This window comes from Cupriavidus sp. 01L43 (assembly GCF_056399925.1).
Genome location: NZ_JBFTSH010000019.1, coordinates 77,159 through 101,585, shown reverse-complemented (window position 1 = coordinate 101,585; position 24,427 = coordinate 77,159). Strand labels below are relative to the sequence as shown.

The 24,427-nt window shown below is 65.5% G+C and carries 21 protein-coding genes; 12 read left to right on the top strand and 9 right to left on the bottom strand.

Translation table 11 applies throughout. The features are described from left to right. Window position 1: 1 nt before the first annotated feature. Window positions 2–733 (bottom strand): carbonic anhydrase, encoded by a 732-nt coding sequence (locus AC1DP9_RS24065; RefSeq protein ID WP_477108683.1) that lies wholly within the window; start codon window positions 731–733, stop codon window positions 2–4. Between the two features lie 200 nt (window positions 734–933). On the opposite strand from AC1DP9_RS24065, the gene AC1DP9_RS24060 reads away from it, so the two are divergent. After that, window positions 934–1,398, top strand: a complete 465-nt coding sequence (locus AC1DP9_RS24060) for a VOC family protein (RefSeq protein WP_092300999.1) — start codon at window positions 934–936, stop codon at window positions 1,396–1,398. A 206-nt stretch (window positions 1,399–1,604) separates the two neighbouring features. Here AC1DP9_RS24060 and AC1DP9_RS24055 read toward each other — a convergent pair whose 3' ends face one another. Further along, window positions 1,605–1,811 (bottom strand): cold-shock protein, encoded by a 207-nt coding sequence (locus AC1DP9_RS24055; RefSeq protein ID WP_092300996.1) that lies wholly within the window; start codon window positions 1,809–1,811, stop codon window positions 1,605–1,607. A 538-nt stretch (window positions 1,812–2,349) separates the two neighbouring features. Between AC1DP9_RS24055 and clpS the strand changes: the two genes are divergently transcribed. From clpS to AC1DP9_RS24035, 4 genes are all read left to right on the top strand, one after another. Further along, window positions 2,350–2,676, top strand: coding sequence for an ATP-dependent Clp protease adapter ClpS (gene clpS / locus AC1DP9_RS24050; RefSeq protein ID WP_008644942.1), 327 nt, complete (start codon window positions 2,350–2,352; stop codon window positions 2,674–2,676). Further along, entirely contained in the window at window positions 2,673–4,970 is a 2,298-nt protein-coding gene (gene clpA / locus AC1DP9_RS24045) for an ATP-dependent Clp protease ATP-binding subunit ClpA (protein WP_092300994.1), read from the top strand. Before clpS ends, clpA begins: the two co-directional genes overlap by 4 nt. A 184-nt stretch (window positions 4,971–5,154) precedes the next feature. Beyond that, a complete protein-coding gene (locus AC1DP9_RS24040) occupies window positions 5,155–6,162 on the top strand; it encodes a tripartite tricarboxylate transporter substrate binding protein (protein WP_092300991.1) in 1,008 nt (335 codons plus the stop codon). A gap of 3 nt (window positions 6,163–6,165) precedes the next feature. Continuing rightward, window positions 6,166–7,011, top strand: coding sequence for a VOC family protein (locus AC1DP9_RS24035; protein ID WP_477108682.1), 846 nt, complete (start codon window positions 6,166–6,168; stop codon window positions 7,009–7,011). Between the two features lie 22 nt (window positions 7,012–7,033). Here AC1DP9_RS24035 and dut read toward each other — a convergent pair whose 3' ends face one another. The 6 genes from dut to AC1DP9_RS24005 all read right to left on the bottom strand — a co-directional run bounded on the left by dut (window position 7,034) and on the right by AC1DP9_RS24005 (window position 14,418). Continuing rightward, a complete protein-coding gene (dut, locus tag AC1DP9_RS24030; RefSeq protein WP_092300984.1) occupies window positions 7,034–7,531 on the bottom strand; it encodes a dUTP diphosphatase in 498 nt (165 codons plus the stop codon). Between the two features lie 84 nt (window positions 7,532–7,615). Next, entirely contained in the window at window positions 7,616–8,650 is a 1,035-nt protein-coding gene (locus AC1DP9_RS24025; protein ID WP_477108681.1) for an LLM class flavin-dependent oxidoreductase, read from the bottom strand. Between the two features lie 12 nt (window positions 8,651–8,662). Continuing rightward, complete coding sequence (coaBC, locus tag AC1DP9_RS24020; RefSeq protein ID WP_441643881.1) at window positions 8,663–9,862, bottom strand: bifunctional phosphopantothenoylcysteine decarboxylase/phosphopantothenate--cysteine ligase CoaBC; 1,200 nt, start codon at window positions 9,860–9,862, stop codon at window positions 8,663–8,665. A 22-nt stretch (window positions 9,863–9,884) separates the two neighbouring features. Further along, window positions 9,885–10,427: a signal peptidase II gene (gene lspA / locus AC1DP9_RS24015; RefSeq protein ID WP_092300975.1), complete on the bottom strand. Its 543-nt coding sequence runs from the start codon at window positions 10,425–10,427 to the stop codon at window positions 9,885–9,887. After that, complete coding sequence (gene ileS, locus AC1DP9_RS24010; RefSeq protein WP_477108680.1) at window positions 10,427–13,306, bottom strand: isoleucine--tRNA ligase; 2,880 nt, start codon at window positions 13,304–13,306, stop codon at window positions 10,427–10,429. Before ileS ends, lspA begins: the two co-directional genes overlap by 1 nt. Window positions 13,307–13,419: 113 nt before the next feature. Then, entirely contained in the window at window positions 13,420–14,418 is a 999-nt protein-coding gene (locus tag AC1DP9_RS24005) for a bifunctional riboflavin kinase/FAD synthetase (protein ID WP_441592313.1), read from the bottom strand. Between the two features lie 190 nt (window positions 14,419–14,608). Between AC1DP9_RS24005 and AC1DP9_RS24000 the strand changes: the two genes are divergently transcribed. Continuing rightward, window positions 14,609–16,414: an ATP-binding response regulator gene (locus tag AC1DP9_RS24000; protein WP_092301064.1), complete on the top strand. Its 1,806-nt coding sequence runs from the start codon at window positions 14,609–14,611 to the stop codon at window positions 16,412–16,414. A gap of 69 nt (window positions 16,415–16,483) precedes the next feature. Here the strand turns inward: AC1DP9_RS24000 and AC1DP9_RS23995 are convergent, their stop codons facing one another. Then, complete coding sequence (locus AC1DP9_RS23995) at window positions 16,484–17,143, bottom strand: response regulator (protein WP_092300966.1); 660 nt, start codon at window positions 17,141–17,143, stop codon at window positions 16,484–16,486. A 234-nt stretch (window positions 17,144–17,377) separates the two neighbouring features. Here AC1DP9_RS23995 and purN point away from each other — a divergent pair, with 234 nt between their 5' ends. From purN to nadC, 6 genes are all read left to right on the top strand, one after another. Next, window positions 17,378–18,037, top strand: a complete 660-nt coding sequence (gene purN, locus AC1DP9_RS23990; protein ID WP_477108679.1) for a phosphoribosylglycinamide formyltransferase — start codon at window positions 17,378–17,380, stop codon at window positions 18,035–18,037. Then, window positions 18,034–19,434 carry an RsmB/NOP family class I SAM-dependent RNA methyltransferase gene (locus AC1DP9_RS23985; protein ID WP_092300960.1) on the top strand — a complete coding sequence of 467 codons (1,401 nt, stop codon included), beginning with the start codon at window positions 18,034–18,036 and terminating at the stop codon, window positions 19,432–19,434. Before purN ends, AC1DP9_RS23985 begins: the two co-directional genes overlap by 4 nt. A 36-nt stretch (window positions 19,435–19,470) precedes the next feature. Beyond that, complete coding sequence (locus AC1DP9_RS23980; protein WP_477108678.1) at window positions 19,471–20,760, top strand: mechanosensitive ion channel family protein; 1,290 nt, start codon at window positions 19,471–19,473, stop codon at window positions 20,758–20,760. A 302-nt stretch (window positions 20,761–21,062) separates the two neighbouring features. Next, window positions 21,063–22,253 carry a DesA family fatty acid desaturase gene (locus AC1DP9_RS23975; RefSeq protein WP_092300954.1) on the top strand — a complete coding sequence of 397 codons (1,191 nt, stop codon included), beginning with the start codon at window positions 21,063–21,065 and terminating at the stop codon, window positions 22,251–22,253. Window positions 22,254–22,392: 139 nt separating this feature from the next. Then, window positions 22,393–23,547, top strand: coding sequence for a quinolinate synthase NadA (gene nadA / locus AC1DP9_RS23970; protein WP_477108677.1), 1,155 nt, complete (start codon window positions 22,393–22,395; stop codon window positions 23,545–23,547). Next, window positions 23,544–24,407 (top strand): carboxylating nicotinate-nucleotide diphosphorylase, encoded by an 864-nt coding sequence (nadC, locus tag AC1DP9_RS23965; RefSeq protein ID WP_441643879.1) that lies wholly within the window; start codon window positions 23,544–23,546, stop codon window positions 24,405–24,407. Before nadA ends, nadC begins: the two co-directional genes overlap by 4 nt. Window positions 24,408–24,427 lie beyond the last annotated feature (20 nt).

Here is a 24,427-nt window from a genome sequence, read left to right as displayed (position 1 = left end):
CTTACTGACTCAATCCAATCGTCCGCCCATTCAACGGCTGTACCGGCCGGGCGTTCATTGGATAAAGCGCCTTGAATGCCGCGATCTGCGCCGCCGAGATTCCTACCGGCTGCTTTATCACGTGCCACAGCACGCCCTCGCTGCATGGCGGCGTGGTCAAGCTGCCGGTGTAGGCAAAATAGGTGCGATCCTTCGGCAGCAGTGCCTCCGGGTTCAACGTGCCAGCCAGTTTCACCGGCTCGGCGCCGTGGGCCGGGATGGACGAGAAAACCTGTTCGATGATTGGATTGGCGCCGCCCTCCTCGAATAGCACGGCCACGACGGCGAATTGCCCGGTACTGTTCATATGGACCATGTGCGCGACCATCGGATAGGTCTTGCCGTCGATGACCTCTTCGCTCGGGGTATGGAAGTGGAACTGGATGAGTTCGTAGTCGCCCGAAGGCAGGTGCGCCTTGCTGCCGCCCTCTGGCCGCACGGCGATGGTGTGGCCGTTGTTGAGCACCTTGGCGCTGCCGGCGGCGTACGCGAAGTGGATCGGCTTGAACCCGCCGGGCACGGCACCGCGGATGTCAATCGGCGATTGTTCCTTGCCGAGCTTGCAAGTCGCGTATTCGGCGTCCAGGTCGCCCCAGGCGGGGCTTTCGTAGGTCCACGGTGCGTGATGCGGCGCTGCCGCAATCGCGCTCAAGGCGCACGTGGATAAGAGGGCGGCGGACAGCAACTGTTTCATGTGAAATTCCGTTTCTGAGGGGCGCGGCGCGCAGTCTACCGGCTCGCGTGCCGGACCAGAACGTCAAGACGGTATTTTCAGAAATGCACGATGTGCATGCCGCCGCGCCATATGCATTGCACCGCGACATGGTCCCTTCTGGCGATTGACCTCGCCATCCGCTACAACATCAGAACTCAGTGTTTTACGAGGAGACCTTCATGGATGACCCGTTTGGAAGACGCGCGCTCGGGGCGGCGCTCTTCTACAAGGATCCGCTGACCGCGCTCGACTGGCTCGAACGCGCGTTTGGCTTCGAGCGCGTGATGGTGATTACCGACAAGGAGGGCCATCTCGTGCATTCGGAGATGCGCTATCGCGACAGTTACCTGATGGTGGGGAGCGAGTGGGCCGACTACACGGCCAGCCCGGCGTCGGTTGGCGGCAAGAACACGCAGGCGGTGCACGTGCACATGCCGGACGGTCTCGACGACCATTGCGAGCGGGCGCGCGCCGCCGGCGCGGTGATCGTGCGCGAGCCGGAAGACCAGTTCTACGGCGATCGCGTCTATTCGGCGCGCGATCCGGAGGGCCATGTCTGGAGTTTCGGGCAGTCGGTGCGCAAGGTCAGCCGCGAGGCGGCCGAGCTGTCCAGCGGGCTGAATATCGAGGGGTGGACTGGCTGACGCATGCCGCGCCGACCGTGCAAAACAAGAAGCCCGGTTTTCACCGGGCTTCTTGTTGGATGCGTGGCGTGTCGCTTGTGAACCGCTACTGCAGCGTGCCGCGCTGGCGGACCAGCGTGGCACAGGATCCCGTTCCGGGGGAGCGCGTCCCCCCGCATCCGTTTGACCGCCGCGGCTCTGAGGCCCGTACGGTCGCGGCGCGACTTTTACTGCGCGTCCTGGATATTCGTGGCCTGCTTGCCCTTAGGGCCCTGCACCACCTCGAACTCCACGCGCTGGCCTTCCTTCAGCGTCTTGAAACCCGCCATCTGGATTGCCGAAAAGTGCGCAAACAGTTCTTCCTCGCCATCGTCCGGCTTGATAAAACCGAAACCCTTGGCGTCATTGAACCATTTGACGATACCGCTAGCCATAAACTCCCCCAACGAAAAAACAGATTTTCAAGCGGGGAAACCTGTGGCCAGCCGCATGACGCCGGCGCGCCCGCCGGGCCGATCCTTGTCGGATTCGGCCGGTGGAATCGCCGGGTCTTGTGGAGCGCGTGGCAAGACATTGCGATCCGCCTGATAATCAGGTGGAAAACGTCGTGCCGACGCCGGTCGTGGGCCTCCCTGCTCACGGAATCATCCGGGCCGGCCTTGTACGTTTGGCTCGCCGGTCGGGCCTGGATGTGCGACCGATTTTTCTGGCAAACCACCATACTGTCAAGCTGGCAGATTCCCCACTCGGCGTAGGGTGTGGCGGGATTGAAACGGCGCGGAATGGTACCTTTGCGACAGGCGTGCAGCCTGCCCGAAGGCCGGGCGCGCCGTGCACCACGGACGTGCGGCGTAAGTCGTTTGCGGCATTTCCGTGCGTTCGGACACGTTGGAACTTTCCGAAGGTGTGGCCCTTGAATACGTGGCCATTTCCCCAAATTGCAGACTTGTGAGTAAGGGTTAGAATAAAGCCATGGCGACACGGCTGGCGAATACCCCACAACGCGAGACAGGCACCGTCATCGAACGGAAGGAGCAACAGCTCAAACCCCCGGCGATGTACAAGGTGGTCCTGCTCAACGACGACTACACACCGATGGAGTTCGTCGTGATGATCCTGCAGCAGTATTTCAGCAGGGACCGGGAAACGGCGACGCAGATCATGCTCACCGTCCACCGGGAAGGCAAGGGCGTTTGCGGTATCTACACGCGGGATATCGCGGCGACCAAGGTCGAGCTTGTATCAACCCATGCGCGGCAGGCGGGCCACCCGTTGCAGTGCGTGATGGAGGAAGCATGATTGCGCAAGAATTGGAAGTAAGCCTGCACATGGCTTTTGTCGAAGCCCGCCAGGCGCGCCACGAGTTCATTACCGTGGAACACCTGCTGCTGGCGTTGCTCGACAACCCGACGGCAGCCGAAGTGCTGCGCGCGTGCGCAGCCAATATCGAGGACTTGCGCACCAGCCTGAAGAACTTCATTGCCGATAACACCCCAGTCGTACCGGGGTCGGACGAGGTGGACACGCAACCCACGCTGGGCTTCCAGCGTGTGATCCAGCGCGCCATCATGCACGTGCAGTCCACGTCCAACGGCAAGAAGGAAGTCACTGGCGCCAATGTTCTGGTGGCTATCTTCGGCGAAAAGGACTCACATGCGGTCTACTACCTGCAACAGCAGGGAGTGACGCGCCTCGATGTCGTCAATTTCATCAGCCACGGCATCCGCAAGGACCAGTCCGAGCCGGCCAAGCACGGCGAGGGTAATGCCGAGGGCGAGGGTGGCGACGGCAAGGAAAGTCCGCTCGAGCAGTACACCCAGAACCTGAACGCCCTGGCCAAGGCCGGCAAGATCGATCCGCTGATCGGCCGGGATTCCGAGGTGGAGCGCGTGGTGCAGGTGCTGTGCCGCCGACGCAAGAACAACCCGCTGCTGGTGGGCGAGGCTGGCGTGGGCAAGACCGCCATCGCCGAGGGTCTGGCGTGGCGCATCACCAAGAACGAGGTGCCTGACATCCTGGAAAAGGCTGTCGTGTACTCGCTCGACATGGGCGCGCTGCTGGCCGGCACCAAGTATCGGGGCGATTTCGAACAACGCCTGAAGGGCGTGCTGAAGTCGCTCAAGGACAATCCGAACGCGATCCTGTTCATCGACGAAATCCACACGCTGATCGGCGCAGGCGCCGCCTCGGGCGGCACGCTGGACGCCAGCAACCTGCTCAAGCCGGCGCTGTCGTCTGGGGCGCTCAAGTGCGTCGGTGCGACCACGTTCACCGAATATCGCGGCATTTTCGAGAAAGATGCGGCCTTGTCGCGTCGTTTCCAGAAGATCGACGTGGTCGAGCCCTCGGTAGACCAGACCGTGCAGATCCTGCGTGGCCTGAAGTCGCGCTTCGAAGAGCACCACGGCGTGAAGTACGCCGCCGCGGCACTGACTGCTGCGGCCGAACTGTCGGCGCGCTTCATCACCGACCGTCATCTGCCGGACAAGGCGATTGATGTGATCGATGAGGCAGGTGCTGCGCAGCGCATCCTGCCGAAGTCGAAGCAGAAGAAGACCATTGGCAAGGGCGAGATCGAGGACATCGTCTCGCGCATCGCGCGGATCCCGCCGCAGAGCGTGAACCAGGACGATCGCAGCAAGCTGCAGACGCTGGATCGCGACCTGAAGTCGGTGGTGTTCGGGCAAGACCCGGCCATCGAGGCGCTGTCGTCGGCCATCAAGATGTCGCGGGCTGGCCTGGGCAAGACGGACAAGCCGATCGGCTCGTTCCTGTTCTCGGGCCCGACCGGCGTCGGCAAGACCGAAGTCGCCAAGCAGCTCGCCTTCATCATGGGCATCGAGTTGCTCCGCTTCGACATGTCCGAATACATGGAGCGCCACGCGGTCAGCCGCCTGATCGGTGCGCCTCCGGGCTATGTCGGCTTCGATCAGGGTGGTTTGCTGACCGAGGCGGTGACGAAGAAGCCGCACTGCGTGCTGCTGCTCGATGAGATCGAAAAGGCGCATCCGGATATTTTCAATATCCTGCTGCAGGTGATGGACCATGGGGCGCTGACCGATAACAACGGCCGGCGCGCTGACTTCCGCAACGTGATCATCATCATGACCACGAACGCGGGGGCGGAGACCATGAACCGCGCCACGATCGGCTTCACGAGCGCGCGCGAGCAGGGCGACGAGATGGCGGACATCAAGCGTATGTTCACGCCGGAGTTCCGCAACCGCCTGGACGCGACCATCAGCTTCCGTTCGCTGGATGAGGAAATCATCCTGCGCGTGGTGGACAAGTTCCTGATGCAACTGGAAGAGCAGTTGCACGAGAAGAAGGTGGAAGCGAGCTTCACCGAGACCCTGCGCAAGTTCCTGGCCAAGAAGGGCTTCGATCCGCTGATGGGTGCGCGGCCGATGCAGCGCCTGATCCAGGACATGATCCGCAAGGCACTTGCCGACGAACTGCTGTTCGGCAAGCTGGTGACCGGCGGCAAGGTGGTCGTGGACCTGGACGAGGGCGATCAGATCAAGCTGACGTTCTCCGAGGCCGATCCGGAACCGCCGGAGGCACCGGAAAGCGAACAGCGCGCCGAGGCCTGAACCTGACGAGGCGTTGCGGGCCGGCCTCAGTGCCGGTCCGTTTGTTCCTGGATTGTTCCATTTCTGGGCGATCAACGAAGCCCGCGCCAGCAACGTGGGCGATCATCRGGCAAAATAGAGGGCGGCGGCGTGCCGCCCTTTCTTTTTTGTACGCGGTCGGTTGACCGCCCAGCCTGAGTTATCGATGTCTTCTCCCGAACGCGCGCGGCTCCGCCGCCTGCTGCTCAAGACGCTGCCGATGGGGGCCATGCCCGCGTCCTTGGCGTCCTTCGCTGCCGTGACCCATGCCGACACCGGTATCGGCAACCGGCCGATTGCGATGGTGTTGCCGTTCCCACCGGGTGGCAGCGTGGACATCGTCGCGCGCCAGCTGCAACCGGGGCTGAAGACTGGCCTCGGCCAGACCGTCGTGGTCGACAACAAGCCCGGCGCGGGCGGCCTGATCGCCAGCAGCACCGTGGCGCGCGCCAAGCCGGACGGCACGACGCTGCTGATGGCGTTCGATACGCACGCGATCAACCCATTTGCGTACAAGAACCTCCCGTACGACACCTTCAAAGACTTCACGCCGATTACCCAGTTGGTGCGTTTTCCGCTGGTCATTGCCGCGAACCCGGGCGTGGGTGCATCGAACGTCAAGGAATTGATCGAGCTGGCCAAGGCCAAGCCGGGCGGCATCCGCTACGCCTCGTCGGGCATCGGCAGCCTGAATCAGCTTGCCGCCGAGGCGCTGGCCACCGAGGCCGGCGTGCAGTTCCTCCACGTGCCCTACAAGGGCGGCGGCCCTGCCGTGCAGGCCGTGCTGGCGGGCGAGGTGGACGTGTTCTTCAGCAGCTTCGCGGCAGTGCAGGCGCACGTCGCGGCCAAGACCATCAAGGTGCTTGGCGTGACTGGTACGAGCCGCATCCGCCAGTTGCCGCAGGTGCCGACCGTGGCCGAGCAGGGCTTCAAGGGCTTCGAGGCCTATTCGTGGATCGGCGTGTTCGGCCCGGCCGGCATGCAGCCCGCCACGGTGATGCGACTGCACGACGCGTTGGCGGAATCGATCCGTCAGCCCAAGGTGGTCGAGGCGCTGTCGGCACAGGGGTTCGAGATCGCCGTGGGTACGCCGGCGGACCTCGGCAACCTGGTGCGGCACGAGCACGACAAATGGCAGGCCGTGGCCCGCAAGGCCAATATCCAGTTCGAATAAGCGATGACGGCTGTCTCCGAACCGTTCGATCACGCCGTGGTGGTCTGCGGCGATCTTGATGCCGCTGCCGCCAATTGGCGTGCACTCGGCTTCACATTGACCCCGCGCGGCTATCACACGCTTGGTTCGCAGAACCACTGCATCATGCTGGCGCGCGATTATCTCGAGCTGCTCCACGTGACCGCGCCGAGCCCGAGCCGCCAGTATTACTGGGACGCCCAGCAGCGCGGCGACGGTTGCGCGGCGATGTCCTGCAAGAGCCGCGATGCGTTTGCCACGGCGGCACGACTGCGTGCGGCGGGCTACAAGACATCCGATCCGATCGAATTCTCCCGGCCGGTGCGGCTGGACGATGGTTCGGAGCATCCGGCCACCTTCCGCGTGACGGCCCTCGACGAGGCCCCCGGCGCGCGTTACTTCGTCTGCGAGCACCGCACGCCCGAGCTGCTGTGGCGTCCGGAATGGCTGGCGCACGCAAACGGCGCCACCGACATCGAGGCAGCCTACTTGGTTGTGGAAGCGGGGCAGGTGGGGGCGGCGGCTGCCGCCTATGTGGAGATCACGGCCGGCAAGCTGATTGCCGCCGATGATCGCGTCGCGCGCATCGCGGTGGATGGCGCCGAACTGGTTATCTCGACGGCCGACGCGCTCGCCGAGGTGACGGGTACGCTACAAATCACCGCCGAATCGACGGGCTATGCCGCGATCCGGCTCAGGACCTCGGATCTGGCGAAAGCGCGCACTTACTGGGGCACGCAGTCGATTGCCACCGTGGACCTTGGCCCGCAGGCCACACTGATCCCGGCGGCCAGCGCCAACGGCGTGGCGCTGATCTTCGCGCAGGCCTGATCGAGCCTTACAGGTTCGGCGCTCAGCCGGCCTTGGCGTGATGCACGCCGGTCGAGCCGAAGCCGCCCGCGCCGCGGGCGGTGTCCGCCGAGAACTCGGTCACGGTCGTGAATACGGGCCGCAGCACCGGCACGAACATCATCTGGGCGATGCGCTCGCCGGGCTGGATGACGATCGGCTCGGTGCCGGGCGCATTGCGATTCCACACACTCACCATGATTTGGCCTTGGTAATCGGCGTCGATCACCCCGATCGTATTGCCGAGCACGAGACCTTTCTTATGTCCCAGGCCCGAACGCGGCACGATGGTGGCGGCCATGTACGGATTGCCCATGTGCACGGCGATGCCGGCCGGCACCAGTTGCGCGGCGGTGCCGGGGGCGATGCTGACCGGGCCGTCCACGCAAGCGTGCAGGTCGATGGCGGCGGCCATGTCGCTCTGGTAGGCCGGCAGGCCCCAGTCGTTGAGGCGGGTGTCCAGGACCTTGATTTCGACGGCGGGGTTCAGGGGTGCGGTCATGTGCAAATCCGGGTAGTTGGCTCAGGAAAGAGCCAGGAAAGTATCTGAAGAAGGCGGGATGGGATGATACCGCGCGTGCGCGGCTCAGCCGGCCGACGCGCCGGAGAGGTCGAACGTCTCGGCGAGCAACTGGTAGGTGCGCAGCCGCGCCGCGTACGAAGCCGTCACGCTCAGCACCACCAGCTCATCGGCCGCGAAGCGCTCGCGCAGCGCCAGCATGCGCTCGGCCACCACCTCGGGCGTGCCGCAGATGGTGCGCGGACGTTCGCGCTCGATGATCATGCGATCGCGCTCGCTCGGCGTGAAATCGGCCGTCTGGGCCAGCGAGGGGATCGGCGCGTTGACGCCATACGCCATCTGCAGGCGGCGGATGTCCACGGCGCGCTCCAGTTCTGCCGCTTCCGCCTCGGTATCGGCGCAGATCACGAAGACCGCCGCCGCGCTGTAGGGGGCATCTTCATAGCCGGGTTCGAAGCCGGCCCGGTACTGCTGCGCCACGGCGTGCCCGCCATGGGCATTGATGAAGTGGGCGAAGGTAAAGCGGAGGCCGAGCTTGGCGGCCAGCGCGCCGCCGAAATCGCTTGAGCCGAGCACCCAGAGTTCGGGCCGGGTGTCGATGGCCGGCTGCAGCAGCACGCCTTCGGCCACGTGGCCGGGCGGCACCTCGCCGCGCAGCAGCCAGGCCAGGTCCTGCACCTGCTGGGGAAACTGGTCGCCCCGGTTGTACTGGCCCATGGACACGGCCTGCGCCGTGCGCATGTCGCCGCCGGGCGCGCGGCCCACGCCCAGATCGATCCGGTTCGGGAACAGGCCTTCGAGCATGCGGAACTGCTCGGCCACCTTGAAGGGGCTGTAGTAGGGCAGCATCACGCCGCCCGAGCCGAGCCGGATACGGTTTGTCACACTGCCGAGCCGCGCCAGCATGACCTCGGGCGCCGGGTTGCACACGCCCTGCAGGCCATGGTGCTCGGCGCACCAGTAGCGGGTGTAGCCGAGGTCGTCGGCGAGTTGGGCCAGTTCGACGGTGGCGGCCAGCGCGTCGCGCGCGCTGTGGCCGGCAATCACCGGGCTCTGGTCGAGCACGGACAGGCGCAATTTGGGACGATTCACAGCAGTCATGCTTACGAAGGCTCAGACGGGTTTGCGCGGCAGGCGTTGGCCGATGGCGGCCACGAGGTCGCGTGCGAGCGAGAGCTTGTCGGCGCGCGGCAGCCGGGTCATGCCGCCCGCATCGAACAGCACGATCTCGTTGTCGTCCATACCGAAGGTGTGGTGGCCGATGTTGCCCACCAGCAGCGGCACGCCCTTGCGCTGGCGCTTCTGCTCGCCGTACTGCTCCAGGTTCTCGCTTTCGGCGGCGAACCCCACGCAATAGGGCGCATCGGCGCGCGCGGCCACGGCGGCCAGGATGTCCGGATTCTGGATGAACTGCAGCGTTGGCGTGTCGGTGTCGTTGGCCTTCTTGATCTTCTGCCGGGAGACCTCGGCGGGGCGCCAGTCGGCCACCGCTGCCACGGCGACGAAGACGTCGACATCACGCAACTGCGCCATCACCGTGTCGTGCATCTGCTGGGCGCTGCGCACGTCGGTGCGCACCACGCCGCGCGGCGTGTCCAGCGCGGTGGGGCCGGCCACGAGCAGGACGTCGGCGCCGGCCTCGCGAGCGGCGCGGGCAATCGAGAAGCCCATCTTGCCCGACGACAGGTTGGTGATGCCGCGCACGGGATCGATCGCCTCGAAAGTCGGCCCAGCCGTGATCAGCACGCGCTTGCCGGCGAGCGGCTTGGGCTGGAAGAAGGCGACGAGATCCTCGACGATCTCCGCCGGTTCCAGCATCCGACCGTCGCCAATCTCGCCGCACGCCTGGTCGCCGGTGCCCGGGCCGAGGATCGCCACGCCGTCCGCGCGCAGTTGCGCGGCGTTGCGCTGCGTGGGCGCGGCGGCCCACATCTGGCGGTTCATCGCCGGCGCCACCAGCAGCGGGCATTCACGCGCGATGCAGAGCGTTGTCAGCAGATCGTCGCACAGGCCGTTGGCCACCTTGGCCAGGAAATCGGTGGAGGCCGGGGCGATCAGGATGGCATCGGCCTCGCGCGAGAGGTCGATGTGGGCCATGTTGTTATCGATGCGCGCGTCCCACTGCGACAGGAACACGGGCCGCCCCGACAGCGCCTGCATGGTCACGGGCGTGATGAAGTGCGTTGCCGCCTCGGTCATCGCCACCTGCACGGTGGCCCCGGCCTTGGTCAGCAGGCGGACCAGCTCGGCCGACTTGTAGCAGGCGATGCCGCCGGTCAGGCCAAGGACGATGTGCTTGCCTCGCAGATCCATGGGTAGGCTCTCAGGGTTCCAGTCAGTGACGACGAACGCGTCGCAGTTCGTCCAGAATCAGCAGCACCGCGCCGACCGTGATGGCGCAATCGGCCACGTTGAACGCCGGGAAATGCATGTTGCGCCAGTGGAAGTCGAGGAAGTCGATCACATGGCCGTACAGCACGCGATCCACGACGTTGCCGATGGCGCCGCCCAGGATCAGGGACACCGCCAGGCAGAACAGCTTCTGTCCCGTATGGCGGTACAGCAGCCAGACGATGAACCCGCCCACCACCACGCCCAGCAGCGTGAAGAACCAGCGCTGCCAGCCGCCGGCATCGGCCAGGAAGCTGAACGCCGCGCCCTTGTTATAGACCAGCACGAGGTTGAAGAAGCGCGTGACCGGGCGCGACTCGCCGTACTGGAACGACCGCGTGATCAGGATCTTGAAGAACTGGTCGATCAGGACCACCAGCAGCGCGAAGGCCATCCAGAGCCACGGCGTGACGTTGGCACTGCCACGGCTCTTGGAGGTTTTGCGGGCCGGCGTGGCGCGCGTCGATCGGGTGGAGGACGATGCCATCAGGCGTGGCTCCTGTGTTCACCGGCGCCGAACAGGTTGCTGTCGCAGCGGCCGCAAAGGGTCGGATGTTCGGGGCTATGGCCCACATCGGCGCGGTAATGCCAGCAACGCTCGCACTTTGCGTGCGCCGACGGCGTGACTGTGACGAGCAGGTCGCCGCCTTCCGGCGCGGCCGTGACCTTGGCCGCAGAGGTCAGCAGCACGAAGCGCAGGTCGTCGTGCAGGCTTTGCAGGGCCTCCAGCACCGGGCCGCCGGCCGCGATCGTGACTTCGGCCTGCAGCGACGAGCCGATCTCGCCCTCCACACGCACCGACTCCAGCTGCTTGGTCACTTCCGCGCGCACGGCGCGGATTTCGTGCCACTTTTGCAGGAGATCGTCGGCGTTGTCGACGGCGGGCACCGCGTAGTACGTGCTCGTGAAGATGGTGTCCGTGTGCGCGGTGCCGTGGGCGAAGACCTGCCATGCTTCCTCGGCCGTGAACGACAGGAACGGCGCCATCCAGTGCAGCATGGCCTGGGTGATGTGATACAGCGCGTTCTGGGCGGCGCGGCGGGCCTGCGAGTCGGGCGCCGTGGTGTACAGGCGGTCCTTGAGCACGTCCAGGTAGAAGCCGCCCAGGTCTTCCGAGCAGAAGGTCTGGAGCTTGGCCACCACCGGGTGGAACTCGTACGCCTGGTAGTGCGACAGCACTTCCTTCTGCAGGCGGTCCGTCAGGGCCACGGCGTAGCGGTCGATCTCGAGCCATTCCGAGGCCGGCAGCGCATGCTTGGCGTGATCGTAGTCGGTCAGGTTCGACAGCAGGAATCGCAGCGTATTACGAATGCGGCGATAGCCTTCCACCACGCGCTTCAGGATTTCGTCCGAGATCGACAGTTCGCCGGAGTAGTCCGTGGAAGCCACCCACAGGCGGATGATCTCGGCACCCATCTTATTGGAGATGTCCTGCGGCGACACGGTGTTGCCGACCGATTTGGACATCTTGCGACCTTCGCCGTCCACGGTGAAGCCGTGGGTCAGCAGCGCCTTGTAGGGCGGCTTGCCGTACAGCATCGAGGCGGTCAGCAGCGACGAGTGGAACCAGCCGCGGTGCTGGTCCGAGCCTTCGAGGTACAGGTCTGCCAGACGGCCATCGGGGGTATCGGCGGACGGATCGTAGAGGTCGTCACGGTGCGAGCCACGGATCACGGTCCAGTGCGTGGTGCCGGAGTCGAACCAGACGTCGAGCGTGTCGCGGTTCTTCTCGTAGACGGCGGCCTCATCGCCTAGCAATTCCTTCGGATCGAGCGCCTGCCAGGCCTCGATGCCGTGCTGCTCCACGCGCTGGGCGATCTGCTCCAGCAGCTCCGGCGTGCGCGGATGCAGGGCGCCCGTTTCCTTGTGGACGAAGAACGCCATCGGCACGCCCCATTGGCGCTGGCGCGAGAGCGTCCAGTCCGGGCGGTTGGCGATCATATTGTGCAGCCGCTGCTTGCCCCAGGCGGGGAAGAACTCGGTGGCCTCGATGCCGGCCAGCGCGGTTGCGCGCAGCGTAGGGCCGTTGTCGACCGGGTTCACGTCCATCCCCGCGAACCACTGCGAGGTGGCGCGGTAGATGATCGGCGTCTTGTGACGCCAGCAGTGCATGTAGCTGTGCTCGTACTTATGCGAGTTGAACAGGTTTCCAGACTCGCGCAGCACCTCCACGATCTTGGGGTTCGCCGCCCAGATCGACAGCCCGCCGAACAGCGGCAGCGTGCTGGCGTAGACGCCATCGCCCATCACCGGGCTGATGATGTCCGCGTCGGGCATGCCGTGCGCCTTGCACGACTGGAAGTCTTCCACGCCATAGGCCGGCGCCGAGTGGACGATGCCGGTACCGGTATCGGTGGTCACGTAGTCGCCGAGGTAGACCGGCGAGGTGCGCGCGTAGCCGGCATCGATCTTGGCCAGCGGGTGGTGGAAGCGGATTTCCGACAGCGCGTCGCCGCGCGCGGTGGCCACCACGCTGCCTTCCAGCGCGTAGGTCTTGAGCTGTTCCTCGACGCGGTCCTTGGCCAGGATCAGGAAGCCGCGCGGCGTGTCCACCAGCGCGTATTCCACTTCCGGGTGCATGTTCAGCGCCTGGTTGCTCGGGATGGTCCACGGCGTGGTGGTCCAGATCACCACCCAGCCGGGCTTGCCTTCGAGCTGCGCCACCGGCACGTGGAAGGCGTGCGCGAGCTTGTCGACTTCCGCGAACGGGAAGCCCACGTCGATCGACAGGTCGGTCTTGTCCTTGTACTCGACCTCAGCTTCGGCCAGCGCCGAACCGCAGTCGAAACACCAGTTCACGGGCTTCAGGCCACGGAACACGTAACCCTTCTCCATGATCTTGCCCAGCGCACGCAGCTCATCGGCTTCGTTGCTGAAGTTCATGGTCAGGTAGGGGTGGTCCCAGTCGCCCAGCACGCCCAGGCGCTCGAAGTCCACCTTCTGGCGGGCGATCTGTTCGGTGGCGTAGGCGCGGGCCTTGGCCTGCACTTCCTGCACCGGCAGGCCCTTGCCGAATTTCTTCTCGATCTGGATCTCGATCGGCATGCCGTGGCAGTCCCAGCCCGGCACATACACGGCGTCCAGCCCTGTCAGCCCGCGCGCCTTGATGATCATGTCCTTGAGGACCTTGTTCACGGCGTGGCCAATGTGGATGTCGCCGTTGGCATACGGGGGGCCATCGTGCAGCACGAACTTCTTCGCGCCCTTGCGCGCGGCGCGAATCTTCTTGTAGAGCTGCTTGTCCTGCCACTGCTTCACCCATTGCGGCTCGCGCTTGGGCAGGTCGCCACGCATGGGGAAGGGGGTATCCAGCAGGTTCACCGGATACTTGCTTTTCTCGGGCTTGGCGCGTTTCTCGTCGGACATGTTCGATTCTCGGGGCAATTCAGTGGGGCGCGGCGGGTGGAATGGCCGGCGCGCTGGTCATGGGGTACGGCGGGGCGGGTCCCGGCTGCTGCACCTTCGGCAGCGGCCGGCCGCTAGCTAATTCGGTCGGTGGCGGAGGTGGCGAAGTCGCGCCGGCCCGGGCCGGCCTCGGTGCCGCCGGGGGCGGCCAGGCCGAAGAAGGCGCGGGCGTCGAGGGTGTCCTGGGCGATGGCCGCCGTCAGGGCCTCGAGCGTGTCGAAGCGCGCTTCATCGCGCAGCTTCTTCATGAATTCCACGCGGACCAGCTTGCCGTAAAGGTTCTCGTTGAAGTCGAACAGATGCACTTCCAGCAGCACGCGGCCGGCATCCTCGACGGTGGGGCGCACGCCGATGCTGGCCACGCCGGGCAACGGATGATCGGCCAGCCCGTGCACCTGCACCACGAAGATGCCGTTCACGGCGGGCCGCTTGTGCGAGATCTTGAGGTTCAGCGTCGGGAAACCGAGGTCGCGGCCGAGCTTGCGGCCGTGGATCACGTGGCCGCTGATGGCGTAGCCATGGCCCAGCAGGCGTCGGGCGTGTTCGAGGTCGCCATCGGCCAGCGCCTGCCGCACGGCCGAGCTGGAGATACGGATGCCGCCTTCGGAGACGGAGCCCATTTGCTCGACGTCGAAGCCGAACTGGCGGCCCGCTTCCTCAAGATAGGCAAAGTCGCCGGCGCGGCGGGCGCCGAAGCGGAAATCATCGCCCACCAGCACCCAGCGCGCGTGCAGCCCGTGCCAGAGCACGTTCTCGACGAAGGCTTGCGGAGACTGGGCGGCGAAATGGGCGTTGAAGTGTTCCACCACCACGCGGTCCACCCCGTTGCGGCGCAGGGCATCGAGCTTGTCGCGCAACAGCGCGATGCGCGTGGGCGCGCGCTCGGGCGTGAAGAATTCGCGCGGATGCGGCTCGAACGTCATTACACAGAGCGGCAGGCCGCGGGCATCCGCGGCGGCGCGGGCGCGCGCGAGCAACGACTGGTGGCCGCGATGCACACCGTCGAAATTGCCGATGGTGAGCGCGCAGGGCGCCCGGCTTTCGGCGTTGGGCAGGCCGCGGAAGACTTTCACGAGGACGGCGGACTAAGCGTTTTGGGGAAAGGGGGCATTATAAGGCGAATGGGGCGGCTTGCCCCGCTTTGGGGGCGGACCGGGGCGGGCAGGGCGGCGCCTTGCCCGCAAGCGTTGACTTTGTGCGTCATCCGGCCCGCCAGGCGTGGCGCCCTCAGGCAAAAGGCGGCATGATATGCGCGACTCCGACATGCCACGGCCCCCTTTGAACGCGCTGCTCAACAAGATCTTGCCCCCGCCCGGGCCACAACTCGACACCGAGACGCGGGCCAAGCTGCTTGCCACGGTGCACCGCGTTTCGCCCACCGGCATCGCCGCGTCGGTCCTGCTACCGTGGCTGACCGCCGCTGCCTTCTGGAGCGAGGCCAACCACTTCGCCCTGCTGGCCTGGTGCGCGATCATGGCGGTCCTGACCGCCGGCGGCACCTGGTTCTACCTTGGCTACCAGCGCGACGCCGGCAAAATGAGCCGTTCGGCGCACACGCGCAAGTGGTGGAACCACATGCGCGCGATTGCCTTCCTTACCGGCCTGACCTGGGGCAGCTCCGCGCTGCTCCATCTGTATTCCAGCTCCGTGGTGTTCTCGAGCGTGCTGTACCTGCTCACGCTCGGCGTGCTGGCGGGCGGCGCCACCTCGCAGTCGCCTATCCCGTCGAACCTTGTCTTCGCGGGCGTCCCGATCCTCGTGCCGAACGTCTTGCTGGCCGATTTCGCCTTCCCGAACCATGGCGGCTACGTGCAGGTGCTGCTCGCCCTGTACGCGCTGATGCTGGCGCGGCACGCGCTGAACCTGCAGCAGACGCTGGTGCGCGCCATCCAGCTGGAGAGCGAAAGCCGCCGGCTGGCCAAGCAGTTCCAGGAGGAAAAGGAGCGCGCGCTCCACGCCAGCGAGGAAAAATCCCGCTTCCTGGCCGCTGCCAGCCACGACCTGCGCCAGCCCGTGCATGCGCTGGTCATGCTCGTGGAAGCGTTGCGTGCGCGCAACCAGTCGAGCTCGCTCCATCCGCTGGTGGAGCAGGTGGCGGCCGGCACGCAGACCATCGACCTGCTGTTCCGGTCCTTGCTCGACCTCTCCAAGCTCGAAGGCCGCAAGGTGCTGCCGACGCTGGAGCCCTGCGAGCTGAGTTCGCTGATCAACGATGTCATGAGCCAGTTCGCCGCCGATGCGCGCGACAGCGGCCTGACCCTGAGCCCGCGCGTGCCGAGCGAGCTGTACGCGATGGCCGAGCCGGTGCTGCTGCGCCGCGCGCTGTTCAACCTCGTGCAGAACGCGCTGCGCTATACCAAGCGCGGCGGCGTGCTGGTGACGGCGCGGCAGCGGCGCAAGCACATCCGGCTCGAAGTCTGGGACACCGGCGCCGGCATCACGCCCGAGCACCTGCCGGACATTTTCTCACCGTATTACCAGGTCCATAACCCGCAGCGCGACCCCTCGCAGGGCCTGGGGCTGGGTCTGGCGATCTTCAAGGAATGCGTGCGGTTGATGCGCGGCACCTACGGCGTGCGCTCGGTGCCGGGCAAGGGCTCGGTGTTCTGGTTCGCGCTGGCGCCGGTGCCGGCGGAGACCATCGAAGCCGTGCGCGCCATGCGCGCCAACGTCCAGGCGCAGGAGGCCAAGCCGGAACGGCTGCGCGGCACCGTGCTCGTGGTGGACGACGACAGCCAGATCCGCAAGGCCTGGATCGCGCTGATGGAGGCGTGGGGCATCCGCGTGGCCTGCGCCGCCCATGGCGCCGAGGCCGACGCGCTGTTCGCCAAGGGGCTGAAGCCGGACATCATCTTCTGCGACCTGCGCCTGCCCGGCAGCGAAAACGGGCTGGACCTGCTCGAACGCTGGCAGACCACGCAGCCCCAGGCGCGCAGCGCGCTGCTGACCGGCGACCTGAAATCGGCGGCGCTCCAGGCGGCCGAGGAGGCGGGCTACTTCGTGCTGCCCAAGCCGGTGGACCCGAGCAACCTGCGCATGCTGCTGCGGCGCTGGCTCCATCCGGCCTGATCGCTGTTCTGCAATGCAAAACGCCACCGCTAGGGGGGTGGCGTTATTGCTTGAAGATCCTACGATGAATTACTGGCGAAGCCGGAACCGTTCCATGCGCGACATGACCTGCATCCGCGTGCGCACGCCCAGCCGTTGCAGAATGGCGGAGACGTGCTCCTTGACCGTATTCTCGGTGAGGCCCAGCTTGCGGGCGATGACCTTGTTCGGCAGTCCTTCCAGCACCAGCGCGAGCACCGAGCCCTGGCGCGGCGTCAGGCCCAGTTCGGCCGGCGTCACGGGAATGCCGTGGGCGGGGCCGAAGGACTGGGAGCGGCCGGAGAGCGCCTCGTCGGTCGGGAAGCTGGTATCGCCGGCCAGCACTTTGCGCACGGCGGCCGTGAACGCGTTGGCATCGAGGTGCTTGCCCACGAAGCCGCAGGCGGAGAGCGCCCGCGCGCGGCCCACGATCTCTGGCGTGGCCTCGGCGGACATGAAGATGAAGCGCGCGCTCGGGATCACGGTCTTGAATGCCAGCATGGCATCGAAGCCGGTACCGTCGTTCAGCCAGATATCGAGCAGCACGATATCGGGGCGCAATCCCTGGTTTAGCGAGTGGAGGGCTTCCTTGGCACTGCCCGCCGCGTGGACGGCGACATCGGGCATCACCTCCGCGAGAAATGCGGTGGTGCCTGAGAGGGCCATAGGATGATCATCGACCACCAACAAAGTCGGTGCAGCGTTCGACATGCGTATTCCCGTCTAATTTCCCGTCTCGTCCTTGTTGTCACCTACTTGCACAGTGGCGCGTGGACGTAGTGACCACTCTATCAGAGCGGGGGAGGCGTCACAATCCATCACACAGGGGTATATGCATCGTACTGGGCGCCGCGCGCCCGCTCCGGAGGCCGGTTTCGCGTGAATTAAGTACCTAATGTGCTCGCTTTGCAAGCGTTTGGACCACAGCTTGGTAGAATCGCGCCGATGAAAAATATTGTGATCCTGATTTCCGGGCGTGGCAGCAACATGGAAGCCATCGTCCGGGCCTGCGCCGCGGAGCAGTGGCCGGGGCGCGTGGCGGCGGTGCTGTCGAACCGTCCCGACGCCAGCGGTCTGGCGTTTGCGGAGGAACACGGCATTGCCACGGGCGTGGTGGACCACAAGCAGTACCCCGATCGTGCCGGTTTCGATGCGGCGATGCGCGATGCCATCGACGCGCACCAGCCCGATCTCGTTGTGCTGGCGGGCTTCATGCGCATCCTGACGCCCGAATTCGTGGAGCATTACGCGGGCCGGATGCTGAATATCCACCCGTCGCTGCTGCCCAGTTTCCCGGGTCTCCATACCCATCGCCAGGCCCTTGAGGCCGGCGTCAAGTTTCACGGGGCGACAGTCCATTTCGTCACTCCGGAGCTCGATCATGGTCCGATCGTGCTGCAAGCAGCACTCGATGTTCTGCCTGGCGACACTCCCGAGTCGCTCGCCACGCGTTTGCTCGACTGCGAGCATGTGATGTATCCCCGCGCCGTCCGCTGGTTTGTGGAAGACCGTCTGCAGGTACGAGACGGCGTGGTTCAAGTTCAACCGGCCGAACCGCAGTGGTTCCTGGCCCTCTCCGCTCCGGCGGCAGGCATCTCTCAATGAGTCGTAATCCCGCAACACCTCAGGACAAAAGCCAGCGTTCGCGCGGCAGCAAAGGCAAGGGCAGCCCGATCCGCATGGCCCCCACGCCGCGCCCGCAAGGGGTGGATGGCGCACATGGGCGCTCGGGTAGCCTGCAGGCTTTCCACCTGCAACACATCGAACGGCTGCTGGGCAAGGTGCTGCTGTTCGCACGCCCGGCCGACGCCGTGGTCAGCTACTACTTCCGCGAGAACGCGAAACTCGGTCATCGGGATCGCGGCATCATTGCCGAGGCGATCTATGCAGTGTTGCGCCGACGCGTCGAATTCGGCCAATTCGCCGAAAGTGGCACCGGTGCGGCCACCCGCCGACTGGGCCTGCTGGGCCTCGCCGCGACGCTGGGCCGCGATGTCCTGAGCCCGTTCCTTTACCCGGATGAAGCCGAGTGGCTGGACCGTCTGACGACGATCGAGCGCTCCAGCCTCTCGCCGCGCGTGCGGGCGAACCTGCCGGAATGGCTCTACGACGACCTCGTCGCGCACCATGGCGAAGCCTTCACCACCGCCCTCGGCGATGCGTGGCTGCGTCCCGCGCCGCTGGATCTGCGCGTGAACACGGCCAAGATCTCCCGCGAAGAAGCGCTGGCCGAACTGGAAACGGCTGGCATCGCCGCCGAAGTCGCCCCGATGTCGCCCGCCGGCATCCGCCTCAAGGGCAAGCCCGCGCTGAACCAGTTGCCGCTGTTTATCAACGGCGGCGTGGAAGTGCAGGACGAAGGCAGCCAACTGCTGTGCCACCTCGTGGCGCCCAAGCGTGGCGAGATGGTTGTGGATTTCTGCGCCGGCGCGGGTGGCAAGACGCTGTCGCTGGGCGCCGCCATGCGCTCGACCGGCCGGCTCTACGCCTTCGACGTCTCCGAGAAGCGTCTGGCCAACCTGAAGCCGCGCCTGGCGCGCAGCGGGCTGTCGAACGTCCATCCGGTGCTGATCGATTCCGAACGCGACGCCAAGATCAAGCGTCTTGCTGGCAAGATCGACCGCGTACTGGTGGATGCGCCTTGCAGCGGCCTCGGCACCCTGCGCCGCAACCCGGACCTGAAGTGGCGCCAGTCGCCGGAGTCGGTGGTTGAGCTGACCGCGAAGCAGTCGGCCATCCTTGACTCGGCGGCCCGCCTGGTGAAGGGCGGCGGACGAGTCGTATATGCGACTTGCAGCGTGCTGGAAGCTGAAAACGAGGCAATCGTCCGCGATTTCCTGGCAACCCACGAGAATTTCCGCCTCGTGCCGGTGGCTGAAGTGCTGGCCGAGCAAAAGATCGAAGTGCCTCAGTTGCCGGCAGAAGGCGGCATGTTGGCGCTGTTTCCGCATATCCATCAGACCGATGGCTTCTTCGCGGCGGTGTTGGAACGCACCCGATAAGCCCCGGCGCCCATGGAGCATTCCGGATTTGGCAAGATGCTGGACGACCTGCTCCGCGATGCGGGCGGGCCGGGCTTCTTCTGGCAGCTTGGGGTGCTGGCCGCCTGCCTGGTGGTGGCATGGCCGCTCGCGCGCCATGTGACCCGGCGGCTGGAAGCGCGCTACGAATCCTCGAGTTTCTCGCTCCGGCTGGCCGCCGTCAGCCTTGAGCGGGCGATGTTTCCGCTGATTGGCTGGCTGCTGGTCCTGGCCGCGCGCTTCGCGCTGGCGCCGTTCCTGTCGATCAGCGTGCTGCGGCTGGCGCTGGTGCCGCTGTTCGGTATCACCTCGCTTTATGTCGGCTTCTATATCCTGCGGCGCGTATTGTCGGGCAACGGGCAGTTGCACGGCATGCTGGTGCTGGTGGAGAAGGTGCTGACCACGGTGGTCTGGCTCGGCATGGCGCTGTACGTGCTGGGCGTGCTGTCCGACGTGATGGCGTGGATGCATGCGGTGCGCTTCTCGATCGGCGGCAAGCACGACATCAGCCTGGCCAGCACGCTGATGGCCGTGGTCTGGATTCTGCTGACCGTGCTCGCGGCGATGTGGTTTGGCTCGTGGCTCGAGGAGCGGCTGATGCGCGCGCCGAGCCTCGATTCGAACCTGAAGGTGGTGCTTACGCGCATCGCCAAGGCGTTGCTGCTGCTGGTGTCGCTGCTGCTGAGCCTGTCGCTGGTCGGCATCGATCTGACCGTGCTGTCGGTATTCGGCGGCGCGCTGGGCGTGGGCCTCGGCCTGGGCCTGCAGAAGATCGCCAGCAACTACATCTCGGGCTTCATCATCCTGCTGGACCGCTCGGTCAAGCTCGGCGACCAGATCACGGTGGACAAGTACACCGGCATCGTCTCGCAGATCCGCACCCGCTACACCGTGGTGCGTAATGGTGACGGCGAGACGCTGGTGCCGAATGAGCAACTTGTCGCCCAATCGGTGCAGAACCATTCGTTTTCAGGGACAAATGTGCGCGTAGCGACACGCGTGCAGGCCGACTACGCCGCCGACCCCGAAACGGTGATCACCCTGCTCCAGGATTGCGTGCGCGGCCTGCCGCGTGTGCTGCCCGAGCCGGCCCCGGCTGCGTTTCTTGTCATGTTTGCGGACAGCGGCATCGAGTACGAGGTGGCGGTCAACATTGCCGACCCGCAAAACGGCAAGCTCGGGGTGCAATCGGCGATGAATCGTGCTATTTGGCGCTCTTTCCGCGAACATGGCATCTCGATCCCGTATCCCCAGCGGGAGATGCGCGTGCTGGCATCCCAGGCGGCGCCTGCGCCACCCCTCGCATGAAAGGGGAACGAAAGCCATAGGGGGCACTCAAAGTCGGGGAAAAAGCGGATGTTCGAGTGGCGCCGATCCGGTAGAATACCGGGTTGACGCGCGCTTGCAGAGCAAGCCGCAGCCCCACACAAAACAGCCGCCAGATTGCAGCGGCTCGTGCCTTCGCCCGGCTCCCATACTGTTTCGACAGGTTGCGCCAGGCGCCAGTAATAATCGCAATCGCCTGATTTCGCAGTCTTTTTTCTGCGCGTTCGCCGTGCCGCACCATTGTGCCGCGCTGCAAGACCTTCGATTCACAGACGGAGAACAGTTTGTTCGACTCAATTCTTGACTGGGCCGCCAACGGCCTTGCCAACTGGTCCTGGTGGGAGATCGTGATCTTCACCCTCGTGGTGACGCATATCACGATCGCCGGCGTGACCATTTTCCTGCACCGCTGCATGGCGCACCGGTCGCTGGACCTGCACCCTATTGCGCAACACTTCTTCCGCTTTTGGCTCTGGCTGACGACGGGCATGGTGACCAAGGAATGGACCGCCATCCACCGCAAGCACCACGCCAAGTGCGAGACCGAGGACGATCCGCACAGCCCGCAGACCCGCGGCATCCGCAAGGTGCTGCTGGAAGGCGCGGAGCTGTATCGCGAGGAAGCCAAGAACAAGGAAACCGTCGCCAAGTTCGGCCATGGCACGCCTGACGACTGGGTCGAGCGCAACGTGTACTCGCGCTTCGCCTGGCAGGGCGTTGGCCTGATGCTGATCATCGACGTGGCGCTGTTCGGCGTGATCGGCCTGTCGGTCTGGGCCGTGCAGATGCTCTGGATCCCGATCCACGCGGCCGGCATCATCAACGGCCTGGGCCACTGGTGGGGCTATCGCAACTACGATTGCGAGGATGCTTCGACCAACGTGTCGCCGTGGGGCTTCATCATCGGCGGCGAAGAGCTGCACAACAACCACCACACGTATCCGACGTCGGCCAAGTTCTCGATCAAGTGGTACGAGATCGATGTGGGCTGGTGGTACATCCGTGCGATGCAGTCCGTGGGCCTGGCCAAGGTCAAGAAGACCCCGCCCAAGGCGCGTCTGGTGGATGCCCGCCCGGTGGACCACAACACGCTGGAAGCGATCATCGCCAACCGCTACGACGTCATGGCGCGCTACGCCAAGGCCGTGAAGAGCGCGTACAACGAGGAACTGGAGAAGCTGAAGGAAGGCCGTGCGGCCGACTACAGCCACTTCAAGCTCGCCCGCAAGTGGTTCCATCGCGAGGAAGGCAAGCTGGCCGCGCCGCAGCGCCAGCAACTGGCCAGCATCGTCGAGCAGAACAAGGCGCTGCATACCTTCGTGGAAATGCGCCGCGAACTCGCCGCGATCTGGGGTCGTTCGAGCCTCACACGCGAGCAGCTGCTCCAGCAACTGCAGGCGTGGTGCCATCGCGCCGAAGCCAGCGGAATCCAGGCCCTGCAAGAGTTTTCGCTGCGCCTGCGCCGGTACGCCTGATACAATTCTCGTCGCGCCCGCATGGTAAAAGCCCCGCCCCTGGCGGGGCTTTTCTTTTCGCTACACTCCCCCATGTCCAGGTCAGACCGCGTGCTTCCAAGCGCGGCGGCCCACGGGTGCCCCGAGGAGTACTGCTGAGATGACCCCACAAACGATCAAGTCCATCGAGTTCGAGAAACCGAACCTGACGGATACCGAAAGCGCAGCCGGCGGCAGTTGCGTGGCCCATGCCTGGGCCAAGGTACCGCCCGCGCTGACCCCCGACGAGCGCCAGGCACTCAAGGCCCGCATCCGCAAGCTGCTCAAGGAGCGCAACGCGGTGCTCGTGGCGCACTATTACGTCGATGCCGACCTGCAGGACCTGGCCGAGGAAACCGGCGGCTGCGTGTCGGACTCGCTGGAAATGGCGCGCTTCGGCCGCGATCATGCGGCCCAGACGCTGGTCGTGGCCGGCGTGCGCTTCATGGGCGAGACCGCCAAGATCCTGAGCCCCGAGAAGACCATCCTGATGCCGGACCTCGACGCCACGTGCTCGCTGGACCTGGGCTGCCCGGCTGACGAATTCTCGGCATTCTGCGACGCCCACCCGGATCGCACGGTGGTGGTCTATGCCAATACCAGTGCGGCCGTGAAGGCCCGTGCGGATTGGATGGTGACGTCGAGCATCGGCCTGAAAATCGTCGAACATCTACACGCGCGCGGCGAGAAAATTCTCTGGGCACCGGACAAGCACCTCGGCGGCTACATCCAGAAGGAAACCGGCGCCGACATGCTGCTGTGGCAGGGCTCCTGCCTGGTGCATGACGAGTTCAAAGGCATCGAGCTGGACCTGCTGCGCAAGGACTATCCAAACGCCAAGATCCTGGTGCACCCGGAATCCCCGGCCAATGTGGTGGCGCAGGCCGATGTGGTGGGTTCCACGAGCCAACTGATCGCGGCGGCCCAGCACCTCGACGCCAACGAGTTCATCGTGGCCACCGACAACGGCATCCTGCACAAGATGCGGATGGCCGCGCCGGGCAAGCACTTCATCGAGGCTCCCACGGCCGGCAACAGCGCCACCTGCAAGAGCTGCGCGCATTGCCCGTGGATGGCCATGAATGCGCTGACCAATCTGGCCGAAGTGCTGGAAACGGGGCGCAACGAGATCCAAGTGGACCCGGTCATCGGCCAGCGTGCCGTTACCTGCATTGATCGGATGCTCAACTTCGCCGCGCAGCAGAAGGCCAATGTGCGGCCGGCCAGCGATCTGGCCCAGACGGGCGCGCTGTTCCAGGGAGTGGGCCCGGCATGACTGTGAATTCCGTGTTCGATAGTTACGGCCCGGCGCTGCCCGCGGCGCTGGCAGCCAACGTGCAGGCCGCGATTGCCGAGGATGTGGGCACCGGCGACCTGACGGGCCTGCTGATTCCGGCCGACAAACCCGTGCAGGCGCGCGTGATCGTGCGCGAGAGCGCGGTGCTGTGCGGCCAGCCCTGGTTTGAGGCGTGTATGGCGGCCGTCGATGCACGGCTCCAGGTGCGCTGGCTCAAGGAAGAGGGCGCGCGGATGGCCCCCGATGATGTGGTGTGCGAGATTGCCGGCCCAGCCCGTGCGCTGCTGACGGCGGAGCGGCCATCGCTGAACTTCCTGCAACTGCTGTCCGGCGTGGCCACGGCCACCCGGCGCTATGCGGATCTGATTGCCGGCACGCGGGCCCGCGTGCTCGACACCCGCAAGACGCTGCCCGGCCTGCGCCTGGCGCAGAAGTACGCGGTGCGCATCGGCGGCGGCGAGAATCAGCGGCTGGCGCTCTATGACGGCATCCTGATCAAGGAAAACCATATCGCGGCGGCGGGCAGCATTACGGCGGCCATGCAGGCTGCGCTGGCGCTGGGCACGGACGCCTCGGTGCAGATCGAGGTGGAGTCAATCGCCGAACTGGAAGAGGCACTCGCTGCCGGCGCCAAATCGGTCCTGATCGACAACTTTACGGTGCCGATGATGCGCGAAGCGGTGGAAATCAACCGTGGTCGGGCGCTGCTGGAAGTGTCGGGCGGCGTCAATGCCGAGTCGATTCGGGAATTCGCCGAAACGGGCGTGGACCGGATCTCGGTGGGCGCGCTGACCAAGGATGTGCGCGCGACCGACTATTCCTTGCGGATCGTTGGGTAACGCGCAAAGCGCATCGCAAA

Bases quoted from the DNA above. Each gene is read 5' to 3' on its own strand.
- nadA (WP_477108677.1), top strand. From the start codon at position 22,393: ATGACCCCACAAACGATCAAGTCCATCGAGTTCGAGAAACCGAACCTG.
- AC1DP9_RS24060 (WP_092300999.1), top strand. From the start codon at position 934: ATGGATGACCCGTTTGGAAGACGCGCGCTCGGGGCGGCGCTCTTCTAC.
- purN (WP_477108679.1), top strand. From the start codon at position 17,378: ATGAAAAATATTGTGATCCTGATTTCCGGGCGTGGCAGCAACATGGAA.
- AC1DP9_RS24035 (WP_477108682.1), top strand. From the start codon at position 6,166: ATGACGGCTGTCTCCGAACCGTTCGATCACGCCGTGGTGGTCTGCGGC.
- AC1DP9_RS23980 (WP_477108678.1), top strand. From the start codon at position 19,471: ATGCTGGACGACCTGCTCCGCGATGCGGGCGGGCCGGGCTTCTTCTGG.
- nadC (WP_441643879.1), top strand. From the start codon at position 23,544: ATGACTGTGAATTCCGTGTTCGATAGTTACGGCCCGGCGCTGCCCGCG.
- AC1DP9_RS24040 (WP_092300991.1), top strand. From the start codon at position 5,155: ATGTCTTCTCCCGAACGCGCGCGGCTCCGCCGCCTGCTGCTCAAGACG.
- AC1DP9_RS24025 (WP_477108681.1), bottom strand. From the start codon at position 8,650: ATGACTGCTGTGAATCGTCCCAAATTGCGCCTGTCCGTGCTCGACCAG.
- clpS (WP_008644942.1), top strand. From the start codon at position 2,350: ATGGCGACACGGCTGGCGAATACCCCACAACGCGAGACAGGCACCGTC.
- coaBC (WP_441643881.1), bottom strand. From the start codon at position 9,862: ATGGATCTGCGAGGCAAGCACATCGTCCTTGGCCTGACCGGCGGCATC.
- AC1DP9_RS23985 (WP_092300960.1), top strand. From the start codon at position 18,034: ATGAGTCGTAATCCCGCAACACCTCAGGACAAAAGCCAGCGTTCGCGC.
- ileS (WP_477108680.1), bottom strand. From the start codon at position 13,306: ATGTCCGACGAGAAACGCGCCAAGCCCGAGAAAAGCAAGTATCCGGTG.
- AC1DP9_RS24000 (WP_092301064.1), top strand. From the start codon at position 14,609: ATGCCACGGCCCCCTTTGAACGCGCTGCTCAACAAGATCTTGCCCCCG.
- AC1DP9_RS23995 (WP_092300966.1), bottom strand. From the start codon at position 17,143: ATGTCGAACGCTGCACCGACTTTGTTGGTGGTCGATGATCATCCTATG.
- AC1DP9_RS24065 (WP_477108683.1), bottom strand. From the start codon at position 733: ATGAAACAGTTGCTGTCCGCCGCCCTCTTATCCACGTGCGCCTTGAGC.
- AC1DP9_RS24055 (WP_092300996.1), bottom strand. From the start codon at position 1,811: ATGGCTAGCGGTATCGTCAAATGGTTCAATGACGCCAAGGGTTTCGGT.
- dut (WP_092300984.1), bottom strand. From the start codon at position 7,531: ATGACCGCACCCCTGAACCCCGCCGTCGAAATCAAGGTCCTGGACACC.
- clpA (WP_092300994.1), top strand. From the start codon at position 2,673: ATGATTGCGCAAGAATTGGAAGTAAGCCTGCACATGGCTTTTGTCGAA.
- lspA (WP_092300975.1), bottom strand. From the start codon at position 10,427: ATGGCATCGTCCTCCACCCGATCGACGCGCGCCACGCCGGCCCGCAAA.